The 26660-nt window shown below is 69.4% G+C and carries 25 protein-coding genes; 10 read left to right on the top strand and 15 right to left on the bottom strand.

The window, feature by feature from the left end:
- Nucleotides 1-606 (top strand): dCTP deaminase, encoded by a 606-nt coding sequence (dcd, locus tag D3226_RS00860; RefSeq protein ID WP_202380549.1) that lies wholly within the window; start codon nt 1-3, stop codon nt 604-606.
- Between the two features lie 58 nt (nt 607-664).
- Here dcd and D3226_RS00855 read toward each other — a convergent pair whose 3' ends face one another.
- From D3226_RS00855 to D3226_RS00830, 6 genes are all read right to left on the bottom strand, one after another.
- Nucleotides 665-2659: a cytochrome c oxidase assembly protein gene (locus tag D3226_RS00855; protein ID WP_202380548.1), complete on the bottom strand. Its 1995-nt coding sequence runs from the start codon at nt 2657-2659 to the stop codon at nt 665-667.
- A 149-nt stretch (nt 2660-2808) separates the two neighbouring features.
- Nucleotides 2809-3087 (bottom strand): HU family DNA-binding protein, encoded by a 279-nt coding sequence (locus D3226_RS00850; RefSeq protein WP_105805591.1) that lies wholly within the window; start codon nt 3085-3087, stop codon nt 2809-2811.
- 226 nt (nt 3088-3313) lie between these two features.
- On the bottom strand, nt 3314-3619 hold the full coding sequence (gene rpsN, locus D3226_RS00845; RefSeq protein WP_025134217.1) for a 30S ribosomal protein S14: 306 nt from the start codon (nt 3617-3619) through the stop codon (nt 3314-3316).
- Nucleotides 3620-3621: 2 nt separating this feature from the next.
- The gene (rpmG, locus tag D3226_RS00840; RefSeq protein WP_025134216.1) at nt 3622-3789 is read right to left on the bottom strand and encodes a 50S ribosomal protein L33; all 168 of its coding nucleotides are present in this window, start codon (nt 3787-3789) and stop codon (nt 3622-3624) included.
- Nucleotides 3789-4025, bottom strand: coding sequence for a 50S ribosomal protein L28 (gene rpmB / locus D3226_RS00835; protein WP_202380547.1), 237 nt, complete (start codon nt 4023-4025; stop codon nt 3789-3791). Before rpmB ends, rpmG begins: the two co-directional genes overlap by 1 nt.
- Before the next feature lie 225 nt (nt 4026-4250).
- A complete protein-coding gene (locus D3226_RS00830) occupies nt 4251-4880 on the bottom strand; it encodes a hypothetical protein (RefSeq protein WP_202380546.1) in 630 nt (209 codons plus the stop codon).
- Between the two features lie 122 nt (nt 4881-5002).
- On the opposite strand from D3226_RS00830, the gene D3226_RS00825 reads away from it, so the two are divergent.
- Complete coding sequence (locus D3226_RS00825; RefSeq protein WP_202380545.1) at nt 5003-5800, top strand: GDSL-type esterase/lipase family protein; 798 nt, start codon at nt 5003-5005, stop codon at nt 5798-5800.
- Between the two features lie 218 nt (nt 5801-6018).
- Nucleotides 6019-9888: an efflux RND transporter permease subunit gene (locus tag D3226_RS00820; protein ID WP_202380544.1), complete on the top strand. Its 3870-nt coding sequence runs from the start codon at nt 6019-6021 to the stop codon at nt 9886-9888.
- A 79-nt stretch (nt 9889-9967) separates the two neighbouring features.
- Here the strand turns inward: D3226_RS00820 and D3226_RS00815 are convergent, their stop codons facing one another.
- From D3226_RS00815 to D3226_RS00795, 5 genes are read right to left on the bottom strand one after another with little or no spacing between them, the layout of a single operon-like run.
- On the bottom strand, nt 9968-10366 hold the full coding sequence (locus tag D3226_RS00815) for a Fur family transcriptional regulator (RefSeq protein WP_202381469.1): 399 nt from the start codon (nt 10364-10366) through the stop codon (nt 9968-9970).
- 20 nt (nt 10367-10386) lie between these two features.
- Nucleotides 10387-11244, bottom strand: coding sequence for a metal ABC transporter permease (locus D3226_RS00810; protein WP_202380543.1), 858 nt, complete (start codon nt 11242-11244; stop codon nt 10387-10389).
- Complete coding sequence (locus D3226_RS00805) at nt 11241-12176, bottom strand: metal ABC transporter permease (RefSeq protein WP_202380542.1); 936 nt, start codon at nt 12174-12176, stop codon at nt 11241-11243. The genes D3226_RS00810 and D3226_RS00805 overlap by 4 nt, the downstream gene beginning before the upstream one ends.
- Nucleotides 12176-12961 (bottom strand): metal ABC transporter ATP-binding protein, encoded by a 786-nt coding sequence (locus D3226_RS00800; protein WP_202380541.1) that lies wholly within the window; start codon nt 12959-12961, stop codon nt 12176-12178. The genes D3226_RS00805 and D3226_RS00800 overlap by 1 nt, the downstream gene beginning before the upstream one ends.
- Nucleotides 12961-14118 carry a metal ABC transporter substrate-binding protein gene (locus D3226_RS00795; RefSeq protein WP_202380540.1) on the bottom strand — a complete coding sequence of 386 codons (1158 nt, stop codon included), beginning with the start codon at nt 14116-14118 and terminating at the stop codon, nt 12961-12963. The genes D3226_RS00800 and D3226_RS00795 overlap by 1 nt, the downstream gene beginning before the upstream one ends.
- 101 nt (nt 14119-14219) lie before the next feature.
- On the opposite strand from D3226_RS00795, the gene D3226_RS00790 reads away from it, so the two are divergent.
- The 6 genes from D3226_RS00790 to D3226_RS00765 all read left to right on the top strand — a co-directional run bounded on the left by D3226_RS00790 (nt 14220) and on the right by D3226_RS00765 (nt 20720).
- A complete protein-coding gene (locus D3226_RS00790; protein WP_202380539.1) occupies nt 14220-14759 on the top strand; it encodes a hypothetical protein in 540 nt (179 codons plus the stop codon).
- A gap of 56 nt (nt 14760-14815) precedes the next feature.
- On the top strand, nt 14816-15349 hold the full coding sequence (locus tag D3226_RS00785; RefSeq protein ID WP_202380538.1) for a hypothetical protein: 534 nt from the start codon (nt 14816-14818) through the stop codon (nt 15347-15349).
- Between the two features lie 21 nt (nt 15350-15370).
- Complete coding sequence (locus D3226_RS00780) at nt 15371-16795, top strand: amidase family protein (protein WP_202380537.1); 1425 nt, start codon at nt 15371-15373, stop codon at nt 16793-16795.
- A gap of 98 nt (nt 16796-16893) precedes the next feature.
- A complete protein-coding gene (locus D3226_RS00775; RefSeq protein WP_202380536.1) occupies nt 16894-17112 on the top strand; it encodes a heavy-metal-associated domain-containing protein in 219 nt (72 codons plus the stop codon).
- A 218-nt stretch (nt 17113-17330) separates the two neighbouring features.
- On the top strand, nt 17331-19583 hold the full coding sequence (locus D3226_RS00770; RefSeq protein ID WP_337248856.1) for a heavy metal translocating P-type ATPase: 2253 nt from the start codon (nt 17331-17333) through the stop codon (nt 19581-19583).
- A 111-nt stretch (nt 19584-19694) separates the two neighbouring features.
- Entirely contained in the window at nt 19695-20720 is a 1026-nt protein-coding gene (locus D3226_RS00765) for a cation diffusion facilitator family transporter (RefSeq protein WP_237462165.1), read from the top strand.
- Nucleotides 20721-20831: 111 nt separating this feature from the next.
- On the opposite strand, the gene D3226_RS00760 is transcribed toward D3226_RS00765, so the two are convergent.
- Genes D3226_RS00760 through D3226_RS00745 form a run of 4 tightly spaced genes read right to left on the bottom strand, consistent with a single transcriptional unit; the run spans nt 20832 to nt 25521 of the window.
- On the bottom strand, nt 20832-22181 hold the full coding sequence (locus D3226_RS00760) for a dihydrolipoamide acetyltransferase family protein (protein ID WP_202380535.1): 1350 nt from the start codon (nt 22179-22181) through the stop codon (nt 20832-20834).
- Nucleotides 22182-22199: 18 nt separating this feature from the next.
- Nucleotides 22200-23231, bottom strand: coding sequence for an alpha-ketoacid dehydrogenase subunit beta (locus D3226_RS00755; RefSeq protein WP_202380534.1), 1032 nt, complete (start codon nt 23229-23231; stop codon nt 22200-22202).
- Nucleotides 23228-24391, bottom strand: coding sequence for a thiamine pyrophosphate-dependent enzyme (locus D3226_RS00750; RefSeq protein WP_202381466.1), 1164 nt, complete (start codon nt 24389-24391; stop codon nt 23228-23230). The genes D3226_RS00755 and D3226_RS00750 overlap by 4 nt, the downstream gene beginning before the upstream one ends.
- 17 nt (nt 24392-24408) lie before the next feature.
- Nucleotides 24409-25521: a histidinol-phosphate transaminase gene (locus D3226_RS00745; RefSeq protein WP_202380533.1), complete on the bottom strand. Its 1113-nt coding sequence runs from the start codon at nt 25519-25521 to the stop codon at nt 24409-24411.
- A gap of 181 nt (nt 25522-25702) precedes the next feature.
- On the opposite strand from D3226_RS00745, the gene D3226_RS00740 reads away from it, so the two are divergent.
- Nucleotides 25703-26635, top strand: a complete 933-nt coding sequence (locus D3226_RS00740; RefSeq protein WP_202380532.1) for an alpha/beta fold hydrolase — start codon at nt 25703-25705, stop codon at nt 26633-26635.
- Nucleotides 26636-26660 lie beyond the last annotated feature (25 nt).

The raw sequence follows: 26660 nt of genomic DNA, 5'->3' as shown, positions 1-26660 counted from the left end.
GTGCTGCTCTCTGACCACGACATCAATGCCGAACTCGCATCTGGCCGGATCCAGCTGTCCCCCAGCGAAGCCTCGATGGTGCAGCCGTCGAGCGTGGATGTGCGCCTCGACCGCTACTTCCGCCTGTTCGATAACCACAAGTACGCGGTAATCGACCCCGCCGAGGAGCAGCCCGAGCTGACCCGCCTCATCGAGGTGGATCCCGAAGAGGGCTTCATTCTTCACCCCGGCGAGTTCGTGCTCGGCTCGACGTATGAGCAGGTGGGCCTCCCCGATGACGTCGCTGCGCGCCTCGAGGGGAAGAGCTCGCTCGGTCGCCTCGGCCTGCTCACGCACTCGACTGCCGGCTTCATCGACCCCGGCTTCGAGGGGCACGTGACGCTCGAGCTGTCGAACGTCGCGACGCTGCCGATCCGCCTCTGGCCAGGCATGAAGATCGGACAGCTCTGCTTCTTCCGGCTGACCTCGCCCTCAGATCGCCCGTACGGCGCTGGCGCAACGTACTCGCGCTACCTCGGGCAGCGCGGACCGACGGCATCGCGCTCGCACATGAACTTCCACCGCGCGGACGTGACCGGCACCGAGGCGGGCGCCCCCGGCGCGTAGCCGCTGGACGCGTTCGGCCGCAGCACAGACCGTGCCACGGCCGAACGCCGCGTCGGCTCTAGCGCTGGGCGATCTTGCCGTCGCGCTTCGCCTGGGCCGCGAGCATCTCGTTGTACGCCACGAGCTCGGCGTCGCCCGAGCGATCCGCTGCACGGTCCTTGCGCTTCTGCTCCTTATCGTCGCTGCGCGACCACTGCACCGCCACCACGAGGGCGAGCGCGAGCGTCGGCAGCTCACCGATGCCCCAGGCGATGCCGCCGCCCGTTGATTGATCCTCGAGCGGGGTCGCACCCCACGTGCGGCCCATGGCGCCGTACCAGTCGGCGAGCATGAGCGCGTCGCCCGTCATGATCGTCACGCCGAAGAACGCGTGCGACGCCATGGTGGCAAAGAGCGTGACGAGGCGCAACGGGTACGGGAAGCGGTACGGCACGGGGTCGATCCCGATCATGGACAGGCTGAAGAGGTAGCCCGAGATCAGGAAGTGAATGATCATCCACTGGTGACCCAGGTGCTCGGACGCCGCCCAGCGCGCGATCGGTGTGAAGTAGAACACCCACAGCGAACCAGCAAAGACGACTGCGGCAACCGCCGGGTGCGTGATGAACTTCGAGTAGGGCGTCTGCACGGCCCACATGATCCACTCACGGCCGCCCCATGAGCCGTCGTGGCGCTTCTCCGTGGCCCGCAGCGCAAGCGTCACCGGCGCACCGAGCACGAGCAGCAACGGGATCAGCATGGTGAGCGCCATGTGGCCGAGCATGTGCGTGGAGAACAAGTACTGCTCGTAGGCGTTGAGCGCGCCGTTCGTCGTGTAGAAGAGGAACGCGATGCCGAGAATCCACGGGATCGTGCGGCCGATGGGCCAGCGGTCACCACGGCGAGCCAGCCGGATCACGCCGGCCAAGTACAGCGCGAGCCCGAAGACGCACACGAGCGCCCACGCAAGATCGAACTTCCACTCGGTGAGGTAGCTCATGGGCGTGAGCTCCGGGGGCAGCGGATCGCCCGTGAGCCACTCGGCCGGGCTCACCTTGCTGCCGCCGTCGCGGGCCGGCTCGAACGACACGGGGGTCGCGGTACGGCCGAGCGCACCCGCCACACCGCTCGCCACGCCCATCACGGCGAGCTCCGCGATCACGAACCAGGCGAACACGCCACGGCCACGATCCGAACTCGCGATGCGCGGGATCAGCCAGCTGCGATGGATCGCACCGAAGATGCCGAGGCCAACGAGCGACACCGTCTTCAGGATGACGAGCTTGCCGTAGCCCGTGCCGAAGAGCGCATCGAGCGTGCCGACGCGCAGCCACGCGCTCACGACGCCGGAGGCAGACACCCCGATGAAGGCGAACAGCGCAAGCGTGGAGTAGCGCGAGGTGAGCAGCGCGAGCCGCTTCCGGTCGACCACGAACGCCACGAAGATGAGCGTGAGCAAGCCGCCCAGCCAGACCGCCGCGCCGACGAGGTGCACGAGGAGCGAGTTGACGGCCTGCGCGTGGCCGGACGCGCCTGCAGCGTGCCCCTGCTGCGCGAGTGGCAGCGCGGTGACGAGGGCCGCGACGAGCACGAGCAGCGTGAGCCGGCGCCCGCGGATCGCGAAGGCCAGCACGGTGGTCGCCGCGGCGAGGAGGAGCTCAATGAGCCACAGCTGGCCAAGCTCAATCTCGGTGACAAACTGCGCGAGGCCCGCGCCAAAGGTCGAGTCGCCGGAGAAGGGCAGCCCCGAGAGGTCGACGTACGTGAAGATGAGGGTCGCCGCGCTCGCGACCGTCAGCACGGCCGCGGAGCCCGCAGCGAGATCAAGCGCGACGCGCGTCTCGGGCTTTTCGCTCGCGAGCGCCCACACGGCCATCACCACCGAACCGATGAGCCCCGCCATTGCGACGTTGACGATGGTGCGCGCCGTCGGCACTGCGAAGCGGATGAAGGTACCCGGGTCGGCGAGCGTCCGCTCTGCAGCGGCCCCACCGATCGCGAGACCCACCAGCAGGGCCGCGAGGGTCGCCGCGAGCAGGATGGCAGGGGCGAGGACACGCATATACCGAGGCACGCTTCTAGCCTACGTGCTCGCTGATGTGAGCCGGGTCAGTGGCGGGCAGCGTGGGATCCGGAAGCGTCCGCACCCTCCTCGTTTTCCGGCGGCATACACGAAAACGCCCCCGCCGAAATTCGGCGGGGGCGTTTTCCAGGAAGCCTGAGTTACTTCACGGCAGCCTTCAGCTTCGAGCCGACCGACACCTTGACGCGCTTGCCAGCGGGGATGTCGATGGTCTCGCCCGTGCGGGGGTTGCGGCCGGTGCGTGCAGCGGTGGTCGCGGTCTCGAACGAGATCCAGCCGGGGATCGAAACCTTGTCGCCACCGGCAACGGTCTCGGAGACAGCGGCGAACAGCCCGTCGATCACGCTGGAAACGGCGGCCTGGCTCTGGCCGGTCTCAGCGGCGATCTTTGCGACAAGCTCGGTCTTGTTGAGTGCCATGTTGTGTCCTTCCAGGGCGACGACACCAAGTGGCCGAGCCCCTGATCTGGTTCAGGTGTCCCACCGATTTGGAGGGTCCGATCGGTTGATCGCTACGAATCTACCCCAGATCGGCGGGTTTCCGCGGATCTGGGCAGGGTTTTTTCAGTCTGGCGTGTCGATTCACATACAAAAGCGGGCGTAGATCCCTGAGGATCCACGCCCGCTTCAGTGTTGCGGTACTGGCTTACCAGCTCGACTTGGTGATGCCGGGCAGCTCGCCACGGTGCGCCATGTCGCGGAAGCGAACACGGGAAACACCGTACTTCGTGAGGACGCCACGGGGACGGCCGTCGATGACGTCACGGCTGCGCACGCGAACGGGCGAAGCGTTGCGGGGAAGCTTCTGCAGGCCCACGCGAGCGGCCTCGCGGCTCTCGTCGGTGCCGTTCGGGTCCACGAGGGCCTTCTTCAGCTCGAGACGCTTCTCGGCGTAGCGCGCGACGATGGCCTGACGCTGCTTGTTCTTGGCGATCATGCTCTTCTTAGCCATGCTTAGCGCTCCTCTCGGAAATCAACGTGCTTGCGAACCACCGGGTCGTACTTCTTGAGCACGAGGCGGTCGGGGGTGTTGCGGCGGTTCTTCTTCGTCACGTACGTGAACCCGGTGCCTGCCGTCGAACGGAGCTTGATGATCGGACGTACGTCCTTATCCTTAGCCATTAGAGCTTCACCCCACGCTTCTGCAGATCAGCAACGACGGACTCGATGCCACGAGCATCGATCACCTTGATGCCCTTGACCGACAGGGTGAGCGTCACCTTGCGGCCGAGTGAGGGCACGAAGTAGGTCTTCTTCTGGATGTTCGGATCGAACCGACGCTTGGTGCGACGGTGCGAGTGCGAAATGTTGTGTCCAAAGCCGGGAACGGCTCCGGTCACCTGGCACACTGCTGCCATGATGTTTCCTCTCATACCGTGAGACCGGACGGCCTCACCCAAGATTTCTTGTCTGCACGGGCCGCCTCTCGCGCTCAACCTGAGTCGAGCACGGGCGAGGACACCCGCGCGGTCTATGCACTGGGACGGCGCACAGCCAAGGGGAAAGCTTACGCGACCGAGCGACCCGACGCAAGCCGGGCGTGTCGGCACGATTGGGCACGCCGCCACCGCGAGCGCGTGGGGCTAACCGAAGACGAGGCCGAACAGCAGCACACCGAGGAGGCCGGCAACGCACGCGACTACCGTTGCCGGGCCGCCCTGGCGCACGAACATCGACGGCACCCGCACGGTCGCCCAGCGCCCATCAGCCGCGATCGCGCGCAGCGTGTCGAGGGGCACGCGGTCGTCAAGGATCGCGATGTCCGGGTACGCGGGATCAAGCACCACCGCGGCAGCGGCACCCTTTTCGATGCCGTAGCGCATCGGCAGGAGCGCGTACACGCTCCGCGGCGGCGCGTTCTGTGGCAGCACGTGCAGAATCGCGAGACGCGCGGGCTCTTGCGCACCCGGCCACACCATCGTTGCGACCTCGCCCGCGGCGCGGCCAAACACGCGGTGCACGCGTGCCGGTGCGGGCTCGCCGGGGGCGTACCCCGTTGCGATGAGCTGCGTGCGCTGCGCTGCGAGCGTGATGACCCGGCTGACCATGCGCTCGGACACGATCAGGTTCACCACGAGCACCACGAGGACGAGCCCCGCAATAATGATCGCGAGCGGTGTGCCGCGGGAGGCGGAGAGCAGGATGAGGCCCAGCATGACGCCGAGCAGCGCTCCCGCGCCCGCCCCAAACACACGTTGCCCCGACCACTCCATCGCCCCATCCTCGCACGCCTCCCCCGGGTTCCGGTGTGTGCACCACTGCTTCCGCTGCACGTCACCACCAGTTCTGCCCCGACAGGGCCCCACCCGGTTCCGCGCGGGCGTAGGCTGACAGCGTGAACGAGCACGAGCAGCAGGCAGCGATCCGCTACGTCGCGATCGGCGACAGCTTCACCGAGGGCGTCGGCGACGAACAGCCCGACGGTTCGGTGCGAGGCTGGGCCGATCTCGTGGCACAGGGGCTCGCCGACGCGAGTGGGCAGCCGGTGCAGTACGCGAACCTTGCGATCCGCGGCCGCCTGCTCGGCCCCATCATCGCCGAGCAACTCGATCCCGCGATCGCGCTGCGCCCCACGCTCGTGAGCTTCAACGGCGGCGGCAACGATATGCTGCGCCCCGGCACGGACCTCGCGTGGATTGCGCAGGAGACGGAGACCGCGCTGCGCCGCATCCAAGACGCGGGCATCGAGCCACTCCTGCTGGCCGGGGCGAACCCAACGGGAGGCCTGCCCGGCGGCGGGCGCGTCCGCACGAAGGGGAACGAACTCACCGCGGCCGCCGGCGCGATCGCGAAGCAGCTCGGGATCCGCTTTGCGGACAACTGGAACGACGCCGAACTCACGGGACGCCAGTACTGGTCGCACGACCGGCTGCACCTCGCGCCGGTGGGCCACCACCGGGTCGCGGCCAACGTGCTGCGCGCGCTCGACACGCAGCCACCGGCCGACTGGGTGATCGACGCCGCCCCAGTGGGCGCACCCTCAACGCGGGATCAGCTGCGCTACACCCGTGAACACGTGGTGCCCTGGATTCAGCGCCGACTCACGGGGCGCTCGAGCGGCGATGGCCGCTTCGCGAAGTACGGCGACTGGGTGTGGGTGCACCCGCGCAGCGACACCTCACGCGCCGCGTAGGGATCGCGCCAGCGGGCGCGATGGGAGCACCGGGACGGGCGCGAACTCATCCCCAGGGATGACCTGTGTCGTACCAGGGGACGATGCGCGGTGGACACCACTTCCGAAAGAGTGGAATTCTCGACCGTTCTGTCCTGCCTCGTGCGGCCGAGCTCGGCCCCACGTGCGGCCGAAGCGTGCGGTATCCGCCGCGCTGAGGCCGCACCCCGAAAGGCCACATGTCCTTCCTCACCCGCACCAGCCTCAGAAACCGGCTGATCGTCGGCCTCGCGACCCTCGCGGTTGCGGTGCTCGGCATCTTCTCGATGGGCGCGCTCAAACAAGAGCTCATGCCCTCGATGCAGGTGCCGATGGCGTTCGTCTCCGTGCAGTCCCCCGGCCTCGCGCCAGAGGAGCTGTCGCGAACGGTCACTGAACCGACCGAGCAGGCGCTGAGTGCGGTGCCCGGGGTGACGAAGGTGTCCTCAACCACGTCGAGCGGTTCCGCAGACATCATGGTCGAGTGGCCGTTTGGCAGTGATGACGAGACTCTCGCGAAGATCCGCGCCGCAGCGGACGCAATGAAGCCGGCGTTCCCGCAGGGAACCGAGGTCACCGTGTTCTCCGGGGGCGCCGATGACATGCCGGCCATGATGCTGAGCGCAGGATCGGATCAGGATCCCGCGAAGTTCGGCGACGCGCTCGCGCAGACCGTGGTGCCGGCGCTGCAGGGCGTCGACGGGGTGCAGAAGGTGACGCTCTCCGGCCGCGAGGAGCAGCGGATCATGATCGATCTGCGCGCCGCCGACGTTGCGCGCCTGAAGGTGGACCCCGCCTCGATCGCCCCCACGCTCGAGGCGCACGGCGCCGCGCTGCCCGCCGGCCAGGCTGAGTCCCCCGAGGGCCCGCTCTCGGTGACGGTGGGCTCCGCGCTCACGACGGTGGACGAGATCGCGGCCCTCCCCATCCAGGCCGAGGACCGCGTGGTGAAGATCTCCGACTTCGCCGATGTGAAGACCGAGACGCTGCCCGCAGACACGATCTCGCGCGTCAACGGCAAGCCAGCGCTCACCCTGCAGGTCTCCCCGGGTCAGGGCGCGAACGTTGTGGAGATCTCGCACGGCGTGAACGCTGAGCTCGAGCGGCTGGCCCCGGGCCTGCACGCCGAGTTCGTGACCATCTTCGACCAGGCTCCCTTCATCGAGCAGTCGATCCACGACCTTTCGGTTGAGGGTGGGCTCGGCCTGCTCTTCGCCGTGCTCGTCATCCTCGCGTTCCTCGGCTCGTGGCGCTCGACGCTGATCGCCGCGGTCTCGATCCCGCTCTCGCTGCTCATCACCCTCATTGGGCTGTGGTGGAGCGGCAACACCCTGAACATCCTCACCCTGGGTGCGCTCACCATTGCGATCGGGCGTGTGGTCGACGACTCGATCGTGGTGATCGAGAACATTTCGCGTCGGCGCGGCTCGGGCCAGCTGACCATCGAGGGCGTAGTGGCCTCGGTGAAGCAGGTTGCGGGCGCCATCACGGCGTCGACGCTCACCACAGTGGCGGTCTTCCTGCCCATCGCGTTCGTCTCGGGCATGGCGGGCCAGCTGTTCCGCCCCTTCGCCATCACGGTGACAATTGCACTGCTCGCGTCGCTCTTCGTAGCGCTCACCATCGTGCCCGTGCTCGCCTTCTGGTTCATGCGTGGCAAGGAGCGGCGGGCCGCGAAGGCAGCAGCGTCGGTCGAGTCTGTGGCTGGAACGCCTGCCGACGACACCGCCGTGCTGCCAGAGCTCCCGGAGCTGCCGGCAAGCGAGGCCCCGACCACCGCGCTTCCCGCAACCGTGCACGCGGCGCAGGGGCAAACCGGTGTGCGCGCTGACGCGGTCGACGGGCACGCCTCCGATCTTGACGAGATTCACACCGCGCCGGATCGGCTGCAGCGCGCGATCATGCCCGCGCTCGGCGCCACCCGCCGCCACCCGGCGATCACGCTCGTTGCCTCGAGCCTCATCCTGGTGGGCACGCTCGCGATGAGCACGATGATCCCCACCGACTTCCTCGGTTCCTCGGGCAACGAGAGCCTCCAGCTCGTCCAGACCCCGCCAACCTCGGAGGATGGCGATCTCGTCGCCGCAGCCGAGCCGGTCGATCAGGCCCTCGGCAAGCTCGACGGTGTGCGCGATGTCATGACGTCGATCCCGGTGGGCCAGGCGAATGGCCCCGCAACGATCTCCTACGACGTGCAGCTCGCGGACGGTGCAGACGCACAGGCGGTGAGCGACGCCGCGCAGGCGGCCATGGAGAAGCTCGCGGACGTGGGCGAGGTGCAGGTGCTCACCCAGGACGCGTTCGTGGGTGGCTCCGGCGGCTCCGGCATTGCCCTGCAGATCCGCGGCAACGACCCGGCGGCGCTCCGCGCGGCCAGCGATCTGCTGGAGAAGCAGCTTTCGGGCGAGCGCGGCGTGCAGTCCGTGCGCAGCGAGCTCGCGGGCGAGCAGCCAATCGTGCGCGTCGCGCTCGACGAGGCGAAGGCCGCACAGCTGGGCTTCGATCCCGCATCGGTGGCACGTGCCGTGCAGGAGGCGCTGGAGGGCCAGCGCGTTGGCCAGATCATGCTCGAGGGGCGCGAGCGCGACATCGTCGTGCGCACCCCGGGGGCTGAGCGCACTGCAGAGAAGGTCGGCGAGATCAAGCTGCCCGTCACGCCCCAGCAGACCGCGCAGGCGCAGAAGGCCGCGGCTGATGCGCTGCAGGAGAAGGCCGAGGCCGAGGCCGAGGATGCGCGACTCAAGGCGGATGCCGAGCTCACCACCCAGATCAACGAGGCTGCAGCCCAGCGCGGCGAGCTCGTTGCGCAGCTGGGTGAGCTGAACGCGCAGCTCGCGCAGCTCTCCGCCGCGCCCATCGTGCCCGAGAAGCCCCGCACCCCGGGAGAGGACGCCGCCGTGCGCGCCCAGCAGGAGCGCGCGGAGCAGCTGGCCGCCATCCAGGGCGCGATCGCCGGTGCACAGAGCGGCATCGAGGGCATGGACCAGCAGCTCGTCAGCCTTCGCGAGGCCCGCGAGCAGGCGGCCACGCAGCTCGCCGAGCAGCAGGCCGCCGAGGCCGAACAGAAGGCCGCGACCGAGGTCACCGGCACGTCGCTGCCGCTCAGCGCGATCGCAACGGTGACCGAGGAGCTCACGGCACCCGTGATCACCCGTGCCGACGGCGAGCGCCAGGTCACCCTGACGGTCGACCCGAAGAAGGGGCAGCTCGACGCGGCCACCGCGGCGATCGACCGCGCGATTGCGAAGACTGAGCTGCCCGCGGGCGTGAGCTTCGAACTCGGTGGCGTGAGCGCCGAGCAGGATGAGGCCTTCACGCAGCTGGGTGCCGCGATGCTCGGCGCGATCATGCTCGTGCTGCTCGTCATGGTGGCCACGTTCCGCAGCTTCCGCGGACCGTTCGTGCTGCTCGTGTCGATCCCGTTCGCGGCGACCGGCGCGATCCTCGGGCTGCTCATCACGGGCACTCCGCTCGGCCTCCCCGCGCTCATCGGTCTGCTGATGCTGATCGGCATCGTGGTGACGAACGCAATCGTGCTCATGGACCTCGTGAACCGACTCCGTGAGGCCGGCGCGAGCCTCGACGAGGCCGTGGAGCACGGGACGCGCCTCCGCCTGCGCCCGATCCTCATGACGGCCGCGGCGACGATCTTCGCGCTGATCCCGATGTCGCTCGGCCTCACGGGCGGCGGCGTGTTCATCTCGAAGCCGCTCGCCATTGTGGTGATCGGCGGACTGGTCTCCTCGACGCTGCTCACACTGATCCTGGTGCCGATCCTCTACACGCTGGTGGAGCGCCGCCGCGAGAAGAAGCTCGCGAAGCGTGAGGTGCGTCGTGACCGCCGTGAGGCGAAGCTCGCGGGCATCGACCCCGCAACGATCGCGAGCGAGGCAGACGAGGCGCGCGAGGCGCAGGAGAGCTTCGCCGCAGACAAGCGCGAGGCGCGGGCCCAGGCGAAGGCGGCGAAGCGTGACGCGAAGAGCGCTCGCCGAGCCGAACGCGCCGCGAAGCGAGGCCGCACTCCGGAGGAGCCGACGGAGTTCACCGAGCCCACCGGACCCACCGAATAGGGCTCAGCCCCCGGCGCTCGCCGGGGGAACGACCGCGGGGCGGGCAGGGAATCCCTGCCCGCCCCGCGGTGTCTCCGCGCTACTTCCCAGCGGCGCGGCAGCGCTCGCAGAGGCCAAAGAGGTCGACGACGTGCTCAATCTCGGTGAAGCCGTGCTCGGCGCCCACCCGCTTCGTCCACTCCTCGACCACAGTGGCCGAGAGCTCGCGGGTGTCACCGCAGCTGCGGCAGATGAGGTGGTGGTGGTGCCCCTGCGTGGCGCAGGAGCGGAACAGGTTCTCGCCCTCGGGCGACTGCAGCGAGTCGGCCTCGCCCGTCTCCACGAGCCCAGCGAGGTTGCGGTAGACGGTGGCGAGCCCGATCGTCGAGCCCGAATCGCGCAGCGACTGGTGCAGCTGCTGCGCGCTCACGAAACCGTGCGCTTCGGCGAGCGTTGCCCGCACCGCCTCGCGCTGCCAGGTGTTGCGCTTGGGCTGCATGTCGCGCACCTCCGTTCCGGTCACGCCCCCACCGTAGCGAACTTCTCGCCCGCGTGGTCGGTTCGCTTGGCCCGCTCGCGTCGTGAGGCCGCCGCAGCGCGTACGCTCCGCACCAGCACCGCGACAAGGAAGAGCGCGGTAATGGCGAGCCCCACGGCACCGCCCGCTGCAATGCCGAGCTCGCGGGACACCCACAGGCCGGCCAAGCCGCCCGCAACCCCGATGAGTGCGGCGAGGGGTGGGATCCAGCCAATCCGGTCCGTGAGCGCCCGTGCTGCGGCGGCGGGTCCGATGAGCACGGCGACACCGAGAATGGCGCCCACCGCGGGCATCGCCACCACAACCGCCGCAGCGATGACGCCCGTCACGGCGAGCTCGATCGGCCACGCGCGGAACCCGGCCGCGGTGAAGCCAACGGGGTCGAAGGTGTGGAACAGAATCCGGCGGCCCGTGAGCGCGAGCACGGCGGCCACCGCGACGAGCACGGCCGCGGTGGCGATCACGTCGCCCACCGACACACTGAGCGGCGAGCCGACCAGCAGCGCCTCAACCGGAATGCCGAGCCCGGGGTTCAGGCTGGTGAGCAGCGTGCCGAGCGCGAACCCGAACGACAGCACCACGCCGCTCGTCACCTGCCGTCCCTGTCCGGGCAGCCGGCCGAGCAGCGTCATGAGCAGCACGAGCACGAGCGCGAAGAGCGCCTGCCCGAGCAGCAGGTTCCAGCCCGCGATCGCGAACACGACGCCGCCTGGGAACGTGGCGTGGCTCAGCGCAACCGCGAAGAACGAGCGCCGGCGCAGCACGATGAGCGCCCCGGCGAGGCCGGCGAGGAGGCCGAGGAGCGTGAGTTCAAGGGCGGCGAGGGCGAAGTAGCTCATGCGCGCACCCCCTGATCCCGATCTGCTGGTTGTTGTTTCTCGAGCGGGATCCGGCCCGCTGCGGCCCGGCTCCGCGCCCAGCGCACGAGCGCTGCGACGCCGTAGGCCGCGACCAGCAGCAGCACGACGAGCGCGCCGGGCGACACCGTCGCGCCCGCGCCGACCGACCACTCGAACGACAGCCACAGGCCAGCCACGCCCGCGACGAGCGGCACGATGATCGCGAGCGGGATGAGCAGCGCGAAGCCGCGTGTGATGAGGCGGGCGGTGGCCATTGGGATCATGAGGAGTGCGAGCACCATAAGTACGCCGAGCGCCTGCACACCTGCAACCACGAGCAGTGCGACGGCAACGCCGAGCGCGATGTCGGCGGCGAGCGGGCGGAAGCCAGCTGCCTCGGCGCCCGCTGCGTCGAACGCGCGGAAGAGCTGTGCACGCCACGTCAGCAGCACCACCAGGATCGCGGCGAGCGCGACCAGCAGGATCTGCCAGAGCTGCGATTCGGTCACCGTGAGGAGTCGGCCAAAGAGCAGCTCCTGGAGCTGCGAGACGTAGCCCTCCTGCCGGGAGACGAGCACAATGCCGAGGCTGAAGAGGCCGGTGAGCACGACTGCGATCGCAGCGTCGGCGGTCACCCCGCCCCGGTGCTCGAGCACGGTGAACAGCACAGCGGCAAGCACCGCGGCCACCACGGCGCCCGGGAGCACGCCGGCCGTACCGCCGAGCGCAGCGCCAATCACGAGGCCCGGGAAGACCGCGTGCACCAGCCCATCGCTCACGAATTCAAGTTCGCGAAAGCTAATGAAGAGCCCCACGATGCCCGCGGCGACCGCGAGGATCACCACGGTGACGAGCGCGCGCCACATGAACGGCAGCGCGAACACCTCGACGGGGTTGTGGGCGAGGAAGGCCTGGGTCAGGACAGCGTCCATCACTCCCCGGTTTCCCGCGTCGTGGTGACCGTGTGGTGATCGAGCTCAACGGTGGCGTCGTGGAAGGCGTGCTGCACCGCGTCGAGCGTGAGCGCCTCGGCGAGCGGCCCGTACCCCGCGGGGTGACCAGGCTGGTTCGGCTCGTGCCCGCTCGCGAGGAGCAACACGTGCGAGCAGGCCTCGCGCGCGATCTCGAGGTCATGCGTCGAGACGATGATGGTGCGGCCCTCCGCGCGCAACTCGGCCACGAGCGCAAGCAACACCTCGCGGTTTTCGCGGTCGAGACCGTTGAAGGGCTCATCGAGCAGCAAGAGCTGCGGATCGGAGACAAGCGCCCGCGCGAGGATGCCGCGCTGCTGCTGTCCGCCGGAGAGTTCACCGAAGCGGCGGTGGGCAAATTCTGCAAGCCCAACGCGGGTGAGCGCGGCGGTCACTGCCGCACGGCCGGTCGCGCCGATCGGGCGCAGTGCCCCGCGCGAGCGGTACAGCCCCATCGTGACGACCTGGCGAAGCGTGACGGGGAGCGTGGTGTCTCGCGTGTCCGCCTGCGGCAGCGAACCCACGCGGGCGCGGGCGCGATCCGGCGCGGTGCCGAGCACCTGGACGGTGCCCGCGGTGCGCTCAGCGAGCCCGAGAATGCCGCGGAGCAGCGTCGACTTCCCCGAGCCGTTCGGCCCGATCAGCGCGAGGGCTGCGCCCTCGGGAAGCGCGAGCGTGAGTCCCTCTACCCGGGTGGTGCCCGCGTACCCAAACGCGGCCTGGTCGAGTGTGAGCGCGGCGGTCATCACTGCAGCGTACTCGGAAGCGGGGCGACCTTCGCTCCCCACGCTTCCAGGATGAGGCGCGTGTTATGGATGGTCGCGGTGACGTACGTGTCGGCGCCGCTCCCCGGCGCGCCGAGCGAGTCGGCGTAGAGGGAGTCCGCGTCGACCACGGTGACACCCGCCTCCTTCGCAATCGTGCGCGCCAGCTTCGGGCTCATTGACGACTCAACGAAGATCGCCGGCACGTGGCGTTCGGTGATTCGAGCGACGAGCGCGTCGATATCAGCGGCGCTCGGCTCGGCATTGTCCTCGAAGCTCGGCAGGATCGAGCCCGCGAAAGCGATGCTGTAGTCGTGGAGGTAGTAGCGGAGCGAATCGTGCCCGGTGACGAGCACGCGATCCTGCGCGGGCACGGCGGCGAACTGGGCGGCGGCCCACACGTCGAGTGCGCTCAGCTGTTCGCCATACGCAGCGCTGCGGGTCTGATAGTCAGCTGCATGCTCGGGATCGATCCGCGCGAGCTCTGTGCCGATGTGCGCGGCCATCTGTGCGGCGTAGCGCGGCGAGGTCCACAGGTGCGGGTTCGTGGCGCCGTGATCGTGGTCATGTTCATCATCGCCGTGCGCCTCGTCAGCGTGATCGTGATCGGCGTGATCATGATCGTCGTGCTCGTCGTGTGCGGCAGCATCTTCGGTCGCATGGTCGTGGTCAGCATGGTCCGTCGGCTCTGCGCCCGCGGCCTCGGCCTCGCCCTCCGCTGTGATCGCCGTGGCCTCCGCGATGTCGATCCCGTCGCTCGCGGTGACGACCTCGCCTGAGAAGCCGGAGGCGTCGATCGCGTCGTCGATGAACGCCTCGAGGCCGGCCCCGTTGACGATCAGCACATCAGCCTGGCCGAGCGCGAGCAGGTCTGCGGGCGTCGGGTCGAAGTGATGCGCGGATCCGCCGGGTGCGAGCAGACCCGTGAGCGCGATGTCTTCCCCGCCGATCTCGTGCGCAAAGTCGGTGAGCTGGGTGGTGGTGGCCACCACACGCAGCGCGTCCGGGTTCGCACTCGCGTCGCCACCGTGGTCGGCGGAGCAACCGGCAAGCGTCAGCGCGGCGACTGCGGCGAGCGCGGCGCCGGCGCGCAGGAGGTGCTGGGGTGCGCGGCGAGCGCCGCGGGAGTGAAGCGTCATGAGCATCTTTCTAAATGAGAACGACTATCACTATAACCCCTCGTGAGAATCATTCGCAACAGCGCCTGGCGACCCACCCACGGCGCACCTAAGCTGGGCACATGTCCGCTTCGTCCTACTCCCCACGCCGCGTCGCCACCGCGTTCGCCGCGACCGTGGGCATTGCGGCGGTGGTCGCTGTCGCGACCATCCTCCCGGCAAACCTCTCAGCCTCTGCGCGCGCGGCCGCGGAGTGGGAGCCTGCGCGGAGTGCCCTCGTGGCCGGCTGGGCCGCGCTGCCCGAGTTCGATCCCGTCACCCCCGAGTCGATCACGCTGCTTGAGCGCACCCCTGGGGACGGTTTCTTCTTCGCCGCGGTGACGCAGGCCGGCCGCACGGTGATCGGCATCACGGCAGCCAACGGCACGGGCGTGCAGTGCACCGCACCAGACGCCACGCCCAGCGCGCACGGCGTGGGCTGCGCCACGTGGGCCGGCCCCACCGCGCCGCACCTGTACACGTGGGCCGCCGCCGACCCCACCTCGGCGAACGGCTTCCGGCACGAGCTCCTCACGTTTCCCAGCGAGGAGGCGCTCGACGCCTACCTGGGCAGCCATCCCGGGCTCCCCAGGCCAGTGATCGCGCCGCTTCCCGGGGCGTAGCGGCGCCACTCGCGCGAGGGAAGAAGCGCGCTCCCGCGAACCCCTAGGCTGAGTGCATGAGCACCCACCGCCGCGTCGCCCCCACCCTGGCTATGGTCGCCGCGATCGCCGGCGCGGTGACACTTGCCACACTCTTCCCGCTGAACGCGAGCGGCAGCTGGTCGGTGCAGCCCGACGAATGGGAGACCGCGCGCACGAACCTCGTCGAGCGCCAGTTCGGCGATGCCGACCCGGCGGTACCCGAGTCACTCATGCTGCTCGAGCGCACTCCCGATGACGGCTTCTTCTACGCGGCCGACACAGAGGCGGGCGAGCTGCAGACGGGCATCATCGACATCGACGGCGGGGGCGTCATGTGTACCTCGGGCTCCGAGCCTGACGTCGAACCAAACCGCCAGGAAGGCTTCAGCTGCGGCACCCACGCCGCCGACGAAGACTGGTACTACATTCTCTGGGCGCAGCGCTCCCCGTCCGACGCGGGCGGCTACCGCCACAAGCTTCGCTACTTTGCAACCGAAGCTGAATTCGATGCCTACTGGGAGGCCATGTTCCCTCAAGACGACACCGAGGCGCCCGGGCCCACGGAATAGCCCCGAGCGTAGGGTGGAGGAGTGAGCACCCCCGCACCCGATCTGCCAGCCACCGCACTCGAGCTTCGTGCGGCAGTGCGCTCGGGAGAGATCTCAGCGCGCGAGGCCACGAGCGCCGCACTCGCACGGATCGAGGGCGCCACAGCGCTCGGCGCATTCGTGTCACTCGCCGCGGAGCACGCGCTCAGCGATGCCGCGGCCGCCGACGAGCGCTGGGCGCACACCCCGCGAGACGAGCGGCACGCGCTTCCCGCCCTGCATGGACTCCCGCTCGCCCACAAGGACCTCACCGATGTGGCGGGCCTTCCCACCACACACGGCAGCGCGGCCGTGCCGCACGCGCAGGCGGCTGCAGATAGCCCCGGGGTCGGGGTGCTGCGCCGCGCGGGCGCCCTCGCGCTCGGAAAGACGCAGGTGCCCGAGTTTGGCCTCACGGGCTACTCCGAGAACCACATCGCGCCTCCCGCCCGGAATCCGCTTGACCGCGAGCGAACCGCGGGCGGCTCGTCAGGCGGCAGCGCGGCGGCGGTCGCGGCAGGCCTCCTTCCTGTAGCTCCAGGAAGCGACGGCGGCGGCTCAATTCGGATCCCGGCGCTCGCCTGCGGGATCATCGGCCTGAAGCCCGGACTGGGCGCCGTCCCCACCGACCTCCTGCGGGGCCCGCTCGACGAGTTCGGCGCGCCACGCCTAACGGTGAGCGGGCCACTCGCCCGCACCGTGAGCGACGCGGCCCTCCTGTTCGACGCCATGCGGGGCGCCCCCGGCGAACCGGCGGTCGCCGCAGTCGCGCGGTCGGAGGAGCTGCGCGGGCTGCGGATCGGCTTCTCGGGTGATTCTCCGTTCGAGTCCGCGCACGCCGTGCCCCTTGCCCCGGAGGCGCGCGCAGCGCACGCCCGCGCGGCGGAGCTGCTCGTAGGGCTCGGCCATCGGGTCGAGGACGCAGACATCCGCTACGACCCCCACTACCCGCACGCGTTCAGCGCGGGGTGGACGGCCGGCCTCTCGCTCCTTGAACTCGCGCCCGGCGCCGACGAGCGGCTGATGCCCCTCACAAAACTCTTCCGCGAACGCGCACTCGCCCGCCCGCGCGAGGATCACCTCGCGGCAGGCAGCCGGCTCCGCGCGTTCGCCGCCGATGCGCGTGCGCAGTGGGGGACGTACGACATTGTGCTCACGCCGGGGCTTGCCATGGCACCCCCGAGGATCGGCGCGTTCACCGCGCTGCACCCCGACGACGACTACCGCCTGCAGTGCGAGTGGGCCCCCTTCACCTCGATGGTCAATGTGGCGGGGCTGCCGGCAATCGCGGTCCCCATCCTCACCACACCCGCGGGGCACTCGTTCGGCGTGCAGCTGATCGGCCGCGCCGGCTCTGAGGAAGTACTGCTGCAGCTTGCCGCCCAGCTCACCGCCGCCTCGCCAGCTGCGCCCGCGACTCACGGGTAGCGGCGCGATCGCCGCGCGAGAACTCGCCCATAATCTCGCTTGCGGGATACCCTAGGGGGGTATAGTCTCGGGGTGTCCCCAACGAAAAGGAGTTCCCCATGAGCACCAGCACCACCGCCGAGTTCACCGTCACGGGCATGACCTGCGGCCACTGCGAGATGTCCGTGCGCGAAGAGGTCGAAGCAATCTCCGGCGTCACCGGCGTCGAGGTCAGCTCGAAGACCGGCGCACTGAGTGTTGAGACCGACGGCACCGTGAGCGACGACGCGATCACCGCCGCCGTCACCGAGGCCGGCTACGCCGCTACGCGCGCCTAGCCCTCCCCCTCCCGCCCACCACACTCCCTCGCACGGCCCACCGCCCCACAGCCCGCCCCCAAGCCCCACCGTTCCCCGGATTCGGGTCACTTTGTGCGGGTGTCGCAGTGGGGTTCCGGGCAACACCCGCACAAAGTGACCCGAATCCGGGAGGGGGCGCGGGACGGGCACCAGCGGGCAGCAGGATCAGCAACACAGCACGGAAGGAGCTGTCGGCAGTGAGCACGACCAGCTACGAACTCGAAATCGGCGGCATGACCTGCGCCTCATGCGCAAACCGCATCGAACGCAAACTCAACCGCCTCGACGGCATCGAGGCGACGGTCAACTACGCCACCGAGAAAGCGCGCGTGCATGCCCCCGAGGGGTATGACCCGCAGCTGCTCATCGCTGAGGTCGAAAAGACCGGCTACACCGCTGAGATTCCGCCGCCGCCCGCAGCCCCCGGCGCGGCACAGCCGGACAACGCTGCTGGAGCAGACAGCCAGGATCCCGAGCTGACAAGCCTGCGCCAGCGCCTCATCGGCTCGATCTGGCTTTCGGTCCCCGTGATTCTCATCTCGATGATCCCGGCACTCCAGTTCGACTACTGGCAGTGGGCCGTGCTGACCCTCACCGCACCCGTGATCGTGTGGGCCGCCTGGCCCTTCCACCGCGCGGCCTGGATCAACCTGAAGCACGGCGCCGCCACCATGGACACGCTCGTGTCCGTCGGCACGCTCGCTGCCTTCTTCTGGTCGCTCTACGCGCTCTTCTTCGGCACCGCGGGCGAGAAGGGGATGACGCACGCCTTCGAGCTGACCATCAGCCCCCACGATGGGGCAAACAACATCTACCTCGAAGTTGCCGCCGGCGTCACCATGTTCCTGCTCGCGGGCCGGTACTTCGAGAAGCGCTCCAAGCGCCAGGCGGGATCAGCGCTGCGTGCGCTGCTCGAGCTCGGCGCGAAGGACGTCGCCGTGCTGCGCGATGGCGCCGAAACCCGGATCCCGGTCGAGGAACTGCGCGTGGGCGACCACTTCGTTGTGCGCCCGGGCGAGAAGCTCGCAACCGACGGCGTGATCGTCGAGGGCGCGACCGCCATTGACGCCTCCCTCCTCACCGGCGAGTCGGTCCCCGTGGAGGCCACCTCGGGCGACCCGGTGACCGGCGGCACGGTCTCCACGAGCGGCCGCATCGTGGTGCGCGCCACCCGCGTGGGCGCCGATACCCAGCTCGCACAGATGGCGCAGATGGTGGAGGACGCGCAGTCGGGCAAGGCAGAAGTGCAGCGCCTCGCCGACCGGGTCTCCGGCATCTTCGTGCCGATCGTCATTGTCATCGCGATCGCGACACTCATCACCTGGCTGGCCCTCGGACACGGGGCGGCGAGCGCATTCACCGCCGCCGTCGCCGTACTCATCATCGCCTGCCCCTGCGCCCTCGGGCTCGCAACCCCCACCGCGCTGCTCGTGGGGACCGGCCGCGGCGCGCAGCTCGGGATCCTGATCAAGGGACCGGAGATCCTCGAATCGACCCGCCGCGTCGACACGATCCTGCTCGACAAGACCGGCACCGTGACGAGCGGGCGCATGTCGCTCGCCGAGGTCGTGGCCGCCCCCGGCACCGAGCACGCCGATCTGCTGCGCCGAGTGGGCGCCGTCGAAGCGGCCTCCGAGCACCCCATCGCGCAGGCCATTGCGCGGGGCGCAGCCGCCGAGCTGGGTGAACTTCCCGAGGTGAGCGACTTCCGCAACACCGCCGGCCACGGCGTCACCGGCGCCGTCGACGACACCCCGGTGATCGTGGGCCGTGCGGCCCTGCTCGCCGACTGGGGCGTAGCTCCCGGGCCCGAGCTGCTTACCGAGCGCGACCGCCTCGAGGGCACCGGCCACACGGTCGTGTTTGCCGCCTGGGACGGCGCGGCACGCGGCGTGGTCGCCGTGGCCGACACCGTGAAGCCCACGAGCGCCGAGGCGATTCGCGAGCTCACGAAGCTGGGCCTCACGCCGATCCTTCTGACCGGAGACAACCGCACCGTCGCCGAACAGGTGGCAGCGAGCGTGGGCATCACCGAAGTGCACGCCGAGGTGCTGCCCGGCGACAAGGTCGAGGTGGTGCAGCGACTCCAGGCAGCGGGCCGCGTGGTGGCCATGGTGGGCGACGGCGTGAACGACGCGGCGGCACTCGCGCAGGCTGATCTCGGCCTCGCCATGGGAACCGGCACCGATGCGGCGATTGAGGCTGCCGATATCACCCTGGTGCGCGGCGACCTCCGCAGCGCGGCCGACGCGATCCGGCTCTCGCGTCGCACGCTCAGCACCATCAAGGGCAATCTGTTCTGGGCGTTCGCGTACAACGTGGCAGCGATCCCGCTCGCCGCCCTCGGCTTGCTGAACCCGATGATTGCGGGCGCCGCGATGGCGTTCTCGAGCGTGTTCGTGGTGGGCAACAGCCTCCGCCTGCGCCGCTTCCGCAGCGTGGCCCGCTAGGAGCCCGACCCGGCGCTGGGGGTGGCTCGCCCGCGCGCGGCCCCGCCCCCATCACCACCCAAGACCCGGACAGAGGCCCCTCCGCAGGGGCACGAGCGAGGAGAGATTGATATGGTCACCACCATGAGCGATGAGCAGGCACGCGTTCCCGACTGCGACGCCGACTTCAGCGCGGGGCATCCCGAGCGCCCCGAACAGGCAGACGGGGGCGGGGGCGGCGGCCACAGCCACGACCACGGGCTGCAGGGCGCGACAACCGCCACCGGAAAGCACCGCAAGCGACTCATCATCGCCCTCTCGATCACACTGAGCGTGTTCTTCATCCAGCTCATCGGCGCGTTCATCTCGAACTCGCTCGCGCTGCTCGCGGATGCCGGGCACATGCTCACCGATGCGACCGGCGTGGCGATCGCGCTGATTGCCAGCCTGATTGCCACGCTCCCCGCCACCTCAAAGCGCACCTTCGGGTATCTGCGCGTCGAGGTCCTCGCGGCCCTCGTGAACGGCATCGTGCTCGGCGTCATCGCGGTGGTCATCTTTGTGCAGGCGATCTCCCGCTTCGGCTCCGAGGTTGAGATTCAGTCGACCCCGATGCTGATCGCCGCCGTGATCGGTGGCGTCGCCAACCTCGTCTCCCTGCTCGTGTTGCAGTCGGGCCAGAAGGAGAGCCTCAACGTGCGCGGGGCGTACCTCGAGGTGCTCGGTGATCTGCTCGGCTCTGTGGCCGTGGTGATCGCGGCGATTGTGATCATGCTGACCGGTTGGGAGATGATCGACCCGATCGCCTCGATTCTCATCGCCGTGCTCATCATTCCGCGCGCGATCAGCCTGCTGCGCGAGGTGGTCAACGTGCTGCTCGAGGCTTCCCCGAAGAACATCGACGTCGATGAGGCCCGCGAACACATGCTCGCCGTGCCCGGCGTCTCCGAGGTACACGATGTGCATGCGTGGACCATCACCTCGGGCGTGCCCGCGTTCTCCGCGCACGTGACCGTCTCCGACTCCGCCTGGAGCGAGCGCGGCTACCACGCCATCCTCGATGAGCTGCGGGCGTGCCTCCACGAGCACTTCGACACGGAGCACGTCACACTGCAGCTCGAGCCGGTCTCCCACGGCGAGGATGACCAGCACCCGTAGCGGCGCGACACCCGCAGACAGCGACGGGGCGAGTGCAATCAGGTTCCTCGTGGAACTCGGTCGCACTCGCCCCGTCGTCGCCTTGCGCGGAGAGCGGGTCGCCGTCCTGCGTTAGTCGAGCAGCAGCGCGGGCTCCTCGAGCACCGACGCAACATCGGCAACAAAGCGCGAGATCACATCGCCATCGACGATGCGGTGATCGAACGAGCCGCCCACGGTGGTGACCATGCGGGGCCGCACCTCGCCGTCAACCACCCACGGCTTCTCACGGATCGTGCCCATCGCGAGGATGGCGCACTCACCCGGGTTCAGGATCGGGGTGCCGAAGTCCATGCCGAACACGCCAATGTTCGTGATGGTAATCGTGCCCTCGGCCATGTCGGCGGGTGTCGTGCGACCCTCACGCGCGGTGAGAGTCAGCTGCTCGATCGCCTTCGCGAGGTCGAGCAGACTGAGATCCTGCGCATCCTTGATGTTCGGCACGACGAGGCCGCGCGGCGTGGCTGCAGCAATGCCCAGGTTCACGAAGTTGCGACGGATGATCTCGGTCTCCGTGAAGGTCGAGTTGATCTCCGGGTTCCGGCGGATCGCCCACAGCATCGCCTTTGCGAAGATCAGCAGCGGCGACACCTTCACGCCCGCGAAGCCAGACGAGGTCTTCAGGCGCTTCACGAACTCCATCGTGCGCGTTGCATCGACGTCGGTGAACACGCTCACGTGCGGCGCCTCGAACGCGCTCGTCACCATCGCCTTCGCGATCTGCTTGCGCATGCCCTTCAGCGGGATGCGCTCCTCGCGCTCCTCCGCCGGCTCGGGGGTCTCGAGGTTGCGGAAGAGGCGCGCCTGCCCCGCGTGCCGCTCGACGTCCGAGCGCAGCACCTCGCCGGCGGGGCCGGTGCCGCTCACCTCGGCGAGCGTGACACCCAGATCCTTCGCGAGCTTCCTGATCGGCGGCTTCGCGAGCACCGCGCCCGGCGCCGTGCCAGCAGCGGCGACCGCGGCGGGCACGGCACCGGGCGTGGGGAGCAGCGGCTCACCGCCACGACGACGACGGGACTTCGCGGCCCCGGCGGTGCCGTAGCCGACGAGTACCGCGCCGCCGGCGTCCTCGTGCTCCACGCTTGCCGCGGCGTCGGCGACGATGTCACGTGCCTCGTCGGCGCTCGCCGAAGTGGCGCCAGCGTTCGCGGATCCCGATCCCGCGTCATCTACGGCGTCGCCACCGGTCGAAACGCGCATGATTGGGTCGCCCACCGGCACCGTCTGCCCCGGCTGTGCGAGCAGCTCGGTGACCGTGCCGACGAACGGCGAGGGCAGCTCGACGATCGACTTCGCGGTCTCGATCTCGCAGATCACCTGGTTGAGCTCAACCGAGTCGCCGGGCGCCACCTTCCAGGTGACGATCTCGGCCTCGGTCAGCCCCTCGCCAACGTCCGGCAGGGGAAAGGACATCTCACTCATAGCGAATCCTCCGAGGGGTTAGTAGTGCATGGCCCGGTCGACCGCCTCGAGCACGCGATCCGCGTCCGGGAGGTAGAGGCCTTCAAGGTGGGCCGGGGGGAAGGGAACATCGTACCCAGACACACGCAGAACTGGTGCCTGCAGCGCCGTGAACGCGTGCTCTGAGACGTGTGCGGCGATCTCGCTGCCCACGCTCGCGCCGCCCTGCGCCTCCTGGGCGACGACAAGGCGACCCGTCTTGCGCACGGACGCGACCAGCGGGGCGTAGTCGATGGGCGAGATGCTGCGCAGGTCGATCACCTCGAGGCTCGTGCCCTCAGCATCGGCGATCTCGGCGGCCTGCAGCAGCGTCGTGACCATCGCGCCGTGACCGACAAGGGTGCAGTCGGTGCCCGCGCGAGCCACCCGGCTCTGGTGCAGCGCGGCGGCCGGCGCGGCGGGATCAACCTCGCCCTTCTGCCAGTACTTCGCCTTCGGCTCGAAGAAGAGCACAGGGTCGGGAGACTGGATCGCCTGCTGGATCATCCAGTACGCGTCGTTCGCGGTGGACGGCGCCACCACGCGAAGACCGGGGGTGTGGGCGAAGTACGCCTCGGGGCTCTCCTGGTGGTGCTCGACAGCGCCGATGTGCCCGCCATAGGGCACGCGGATCACCACGGGCATCGAGATCGCGCCGTCGTGGCGGTTGGTGAGCTTCGCGAGCTGCGTGACAATCTGGTTGAACGCGGGGAAGATGAAGCCGTCAAACTGGATCTCGACGACGGGGCGGTAGCCACGCATCGCGAGTCCGATCGCGCTGCCGACGATGCCGGCCTCCGCGAGCGGGGTGTCGAGCACGCGGGCGGAGCCGAAATCAGCCTGCAGCTTGTCCGTGACGCGGAAGACGCCGCCGAGCGGGCCGATATCCTCGCCCATCAGGATGACGCTCTCGTCTGCGGCCATCGCGGCGCGCAGGCCCTCGTTGATGGCACGGGCGATGGGCAGCGTGCTCCGCTCGCTCAGCGTCTGCACGGGGCTCTCAGCCGCGGTGTTCGTGGTGTCGGTGCTCATGCGCCCACCCCCTCCTGGTTCTCGAACGAGGCCTCGTAGCGGGCAAGCCATGCCCGCTGTTCCTCGATGCGCGGGTGCTCCTCCGAGTAGACGTGCGCAAACATCGAATCAGCGGTCGGCGTGGGCAGCTGCAGAATCGCGTCGCGCGCGATCTTCGCCTCGCGGTCCGCGGTCTCGCGCACCTCCGCGAAGAAGTCGTCTCCCACGCCGAGCGCGCGCAGGTGCGTCTCGAGGCGCGCAACGGGATCGCGTTCCTCCCACCGGGCGAGCTCTTCCTCCTCGCGGTAGCGCGTGGGATCGTCGCTCGTCGTGTGCGCGCCGATCCGGTAGGTCAGTGCCTCGATGTAGCCGGGGCCCTCGCCCGAGCGCGCCAGGCGCAGGAAGCGGCGTGCCACCGCATACGCGGCGAGCGGGTCGTTGCCGTCGATCTGCACGGCGCGGATGCCGAAGCCGAGCGCGCGGCGGTAGAGCGGCGTGCGCGACTGCCGTGCCACGGGCACCGAAATGGCCCAGCGGTTGTTCTGCACGACAAACACCTCGGGTGTCTGGTAGCTCGCGGCGAAGATCATCGACTCGTTCGCGTCGCCCTGGCTCGTGGTGCCATCGCCGTAGAACACGAGCGTCGCTTCGCCAGTCGCGGTGCCCGCCTCGCCCGCGTCGAGCGCGGTGTTGCCGGCGGCCCGCTTCGCGTCGAGCACCTGGCCGAGCGCGTAGCCCGTGGCGTGCTGCGTCTGGGTGCCCAGCACGAGGCTGTACAGGTGGAAGTTGCCGTGCGCGGGGTCGGTCACGTCCCAGCCGCCGTGCGTGAGGCCGCGGAACTGCGCGGCGAGATCCACGCGAGACACCCCGCGGATGTGCGCGATCGTGTGCTCGCGGTACGCGGGGAAGATGTGGTCCTGCGGCTCGGCGGCGCGGCCGATCCCGGCCTGGCAGCCCTCCTGGCCGATGCTCGGCACCCACAGTGCGAGCTGGCCCTGCCGCTGGAGGTGCGTGCACTCGATGTCAAAGGCGCGCGTGGAGACCATGTCGCGGTACCACTGCTGGAATTCTGCGACGCCCACACCCTCGAGCTCCGCCGCGTACTCGGCGGCCGTCGCCGACGGGGCATAGTTCCCCGCATCGTCGAGGAAGCGAATGGGCTCCGGGTCCTGGTGATTCATGGTGAGTACGGTGTCAGTCACGCGTCTCCTCCTTGCCGTGCGAGGTGTGCTCGCACCAGGTCGATAACGACGGGAAGGCTCTCCTCCTCGCCGACGGAGATCCGCACACCGCGGCCCGCGAATGGGCGCACGAGAGTGCCGGCCTCCGCAAAGTCTGCGGCGAGCGCGAGCGCGTCGGGAACTCCCCCGCCGGCACTCGTCTCCGGGATCCAGATGTAGTTGCCCTGCGCATCGGGCACGGCGATGCCGAGTTCGCGCAGCGCGGCCGCGAGCCGGTCGCGACGCTCCACGAGCACGGCGACGCGCTCGGCGAGCTCAGCGCGAGCCTCGGGAGTAAGGGAGGCGCGTGCGGCGCTCTCCGCAATTCCGGTCACGGAGAGCGGGATCGCAACGCTCGCTGCCGCACGGAAGATGGCGGGATCGCCCACGCCGTAGCCGATGCGCAGCCCCGCAAGCCCGTAGGCCTTCGAGAACGTGCGCAACACCACGAGGTTGGGGTGCTGCGCGAGCACGTCCTCGCCGCGGACGGCCTCCGGGTCGGTAACGAACTCACGGTAGGCCTCGTCGAGCACTACGAGGGTGTCGGCGGGCACGCGTGCCATGAAGCGTTCGAAGTCTGCGCGGCGCAGCGCCGGCCCTGTGGGGTTGTTCGGGCTGCACAGCAGGATCACACGGGTGCCTTCGGTGATGGCTTCGGCCATCGCATCGAGGTCGTGTTCGGCGCTCGCGGTGAGGGGCACGCCAATGGGCTCAGCACCCGAGGCCAGGCCGAGCGAGGGATACGCCTCGAAGCTCGGCCAGGCGTAGAGGTAGGAGTCGCCGGCAGCGGCAGCGGCGTGCACGAGCTGGAAGAGGATCGCGACGGACCCGGCTGCCAGGTGCACGTGCTCAGCACCGACGCCGAACTCAGCGCCAATCTCGGCGCGCAGTTCGGGCATCCCCGCGGCGGCGTAGCGGTTCACGTCTCCGCGGGAGGCCATCGCCTCAGCGATCCCGGGGAGCGGGGGGAAAGGATTCTCGTTGCTCGACAGCTTGAACCCGGGCTTCGTGGGCGCGGCCCCCTGCCGATAGGCGGGGACTGCGAGCACATCGGCGCGGAACCGGACCGGCGGCTGGGCGTTGTCGCTCATGGGTGCCAGTGTATCGATCGGGTATCTCTGGAGCGGGATACGCCAGGGGTGCCGGAAGTGACATTCGTCACTCCGTTTCGTGACACGGCTTCACTGTTGGGGTTCCTGCGCGCCCGCGAGACTGGAATCATCCCCGCCACACGCGGGGCTTCAAACTCACCCACCATCGCTTGGAGCTCCCGTGCGCACCGCCCGCAAGATCATCCTCCGTACCCTGCTCGTGCTCGTCAGCGCCATCGTGCTGACGCTCGGCGGCACGGCCATCGGAAACGCTGTCGCGAGTGCGAACGAGGCTGCACGCCTCGTGCCGTACGGGGAGCGCGTGGAGGTCGACGGCCGCGCACTGAACGTTGTGGTGAGCGGCTCGGGCGAGGAGACACTCGTGTTGCTCCCCGGTTTTGGCACCGCGGCGCCCGGGATCGACTTTGCGCCGCTCGTCGCGGAGCTCGAGCACGACTTCCGCGTCGTGGTCGTCGAGCCGTTTGGCTCCGGCCTGAGCGATGACACGGACGTGCCGCGCACGAGCGAGGCCTACGTTGAAGAAGTGCACGCGGCGCTCACCCAGCTCGGGATCGACCGCTACGCCCTGGTTGCCCACTCGATTTCCGGCGTGTACTCGCTGGAGTACGCGAACCGCTTCCCCGATGAGGTCACCGCGTTCGTGGGGATCGACAGCAGCGTGCCTGACCAGCCCGGCGCAGCTGTGGAGCTGCCCGTTGGCCTCATGCGCACGCTGAGCGTGCTCGGTCTCACTCGTCAGCTTGATGCGGCCAGCCCGGACCCGCTCGAGGGGCTGTCCTACACGGACGAGCAGCGCGAGCAGAGCCGGATCCTCACCCTGCGCAACGGCACGAACGATGCGCTTTTCAGCGAGGCGGAGCTCGCGGGAGCGAACTTCAGCGCCGCCTCGGGCACGACCTTCCCCCGAGCGCTTCCCGTGCTGCTCCTCATCGCGGAGGGCGACGACGGCGAGGTCGCGGGCTGGCAGACCCTGCACGAGGAGCAGGCGGCCGCCGTGGACCACGGCGAGGTTGTCCTCATTCCTGGCGATCACTACCTGCACCACGAGCACTCCCCCGAGATCGCTGAGCGGATCCGCGCGCTGCTCGGTTAGTCACGAACAAGCACCCTGGTCTGGG

Origin of the sequence: Leucobacter chromiireducens subsp. chromiireducens (genome assembly GCF_016758255.1) — a bacterium.
Classification (GTDB): domain Bacteria; phylum Actinomycetota; class Actinomycetes; order Actinomycetales; family Microbacteriaceae; genus Leucobacter; species Leucobacter chromiireducens.
Note: the sequence above shows the minus strand (reverse complement) of the source record. Positions and strands in the feature narration are given on the sequence as shown.

Excerpts from the sequence above, each read along its gene's own strand:
- D3226_RS00850 (WP_105805591.1), bottom strand. The coding sequence starts at position 3,087 with ATGGCACTCAACAAGACCGAGCTTGTCGCAAAGATCGCCGCTGAGACC.
- rpsN (WP_025134217.1), bottom strand. The coding sequence starts at position 3,619 with ATGGCTAAGAAGAGCATGATCGCCAAGAACAAGCAGCGTCAGGCCATC.
- rpmG (WP_025134216.1), bottom strand. The coding sequence starts at position 3,789 with ATGGCTAAGGATAAGGACGTACGTCCGATCATCAAGCTCCGTTCGACG.
- rpmB (WP_202380547.1), bottom strand. The coding sequence starts at position 4,025 with ATGGCAGCAGTGTGCCAGGTGACCGGAGCCGTTCCCGGCTTTGGACAC.
- D3226_RS00830 (WP_202380546.1), bottom strand. The coding sequence starts at position 4,880 with ATGGAGTGGTCGGGGCAACGTGTGTTTGGGGCGGGCGCGGGAGCGCTG.
- D3226_RS00820 (WP_202380544.1), top strand. The coding sequence starts at position 6,019 with ATGTCCTTCCTCACCCGCACCAGCCTCAGAAACCGGCTGATCGTCGGC.
- D3226_RS00815 (WP_202381469.1), bottom strand. The coding sequence starts at position 10,366 with ATGCAGCCCAAGCGCAACACCTGGCAGCGCGAGGCGGTGCGGGCAACG.
- D3226_RS00810 (WP_202380543.1), bottom strand. The coding sequence starts at position 11,244 with ATGAGCTACTTCGCCCTCGCCGCCCTTGAACTCACGCTCCTCGGCCTC.
- D3226_RS00805 (WP_202380542.1), bottom strand. The coding sequence starts at position 12,176 with ATGGACGCTGTCCTGACCCAGGCCTTCCTCGCCCACAACCCCGTCGAG.
- D3226_RS00800 (WP_202380541.1), bottom strand. The coding sequence starts at position 12,961 with ATGACCGCCGCGCTCACACTCGACCAGGCCGCGTTTGGGTACGCGGGC.
- D3226_RS00795 (WP_202380540.1), bottom strand. The coding sequence starts at position 14,118 with ATGACGCTTCACTCCCGCGGCGCTCGCCGCGCACCCCAGCACCTCCTG.
- D3226_RS00790 (WP_202380539.1), top strand. The coding sequence starts at position 14,220 with ATGTCCGCTTCGTCCTACTCCCCACGCCGCGTCGCCACCGCGTTCGCC.
- D3226_RS00785 (WP_202380538.1), top strand. The coding sequence starts at position 14,816 with ATGAGCACCCACCGCCGCGTCGCCCCCACCCTGGCTATGGTCGCCGCG.
- D3226_RS00775 (WP_202380536.1), top strand. The coding sequence starts at position 16,894 with ATGAGCACCAGCACCACCGCCGAGTTCACCGTCACGGGCATGACCTGC.
- D3226_RS00765 (WP_237462165.1), top strand. The coding sequence starts at position 19,695 with ATGGTCACCACCATGAGCGATGAGCAGGCACGCGTTCCCGACTGCGAC.
- D3226_RS00760 (WP_202380535.1), bottom strand. The coding sequence starts at position 22,181 with ATGAGTGAGATGTCCTTTCCCCTGCCGGACGTTGGCGAGGGGCTGACC.
- D3226_RS00755 (WP_202380534.1), bottom strand. The coding sequence starts at position 23,231 with ATGAGCACCGACACCACGAACACCGCGGCTGAGAGCCCCGTGCAGACG.
- D3226_RS00750 (WP_202381466.1), bottom strand. The coding sequence starts at position 24,391 with ATGAATCACCAGGACCCGGAGCCCATTCGCTTCCTCGACGATGCGGGG.
- D3226_RS00745 (WP_202380533.1), bottom strand. The coding sequence starts at position 25,521 with ATGAGCGACAACGCCCAGCCGCCGGTCCGGTTCCGCGCCGATGTGCTC.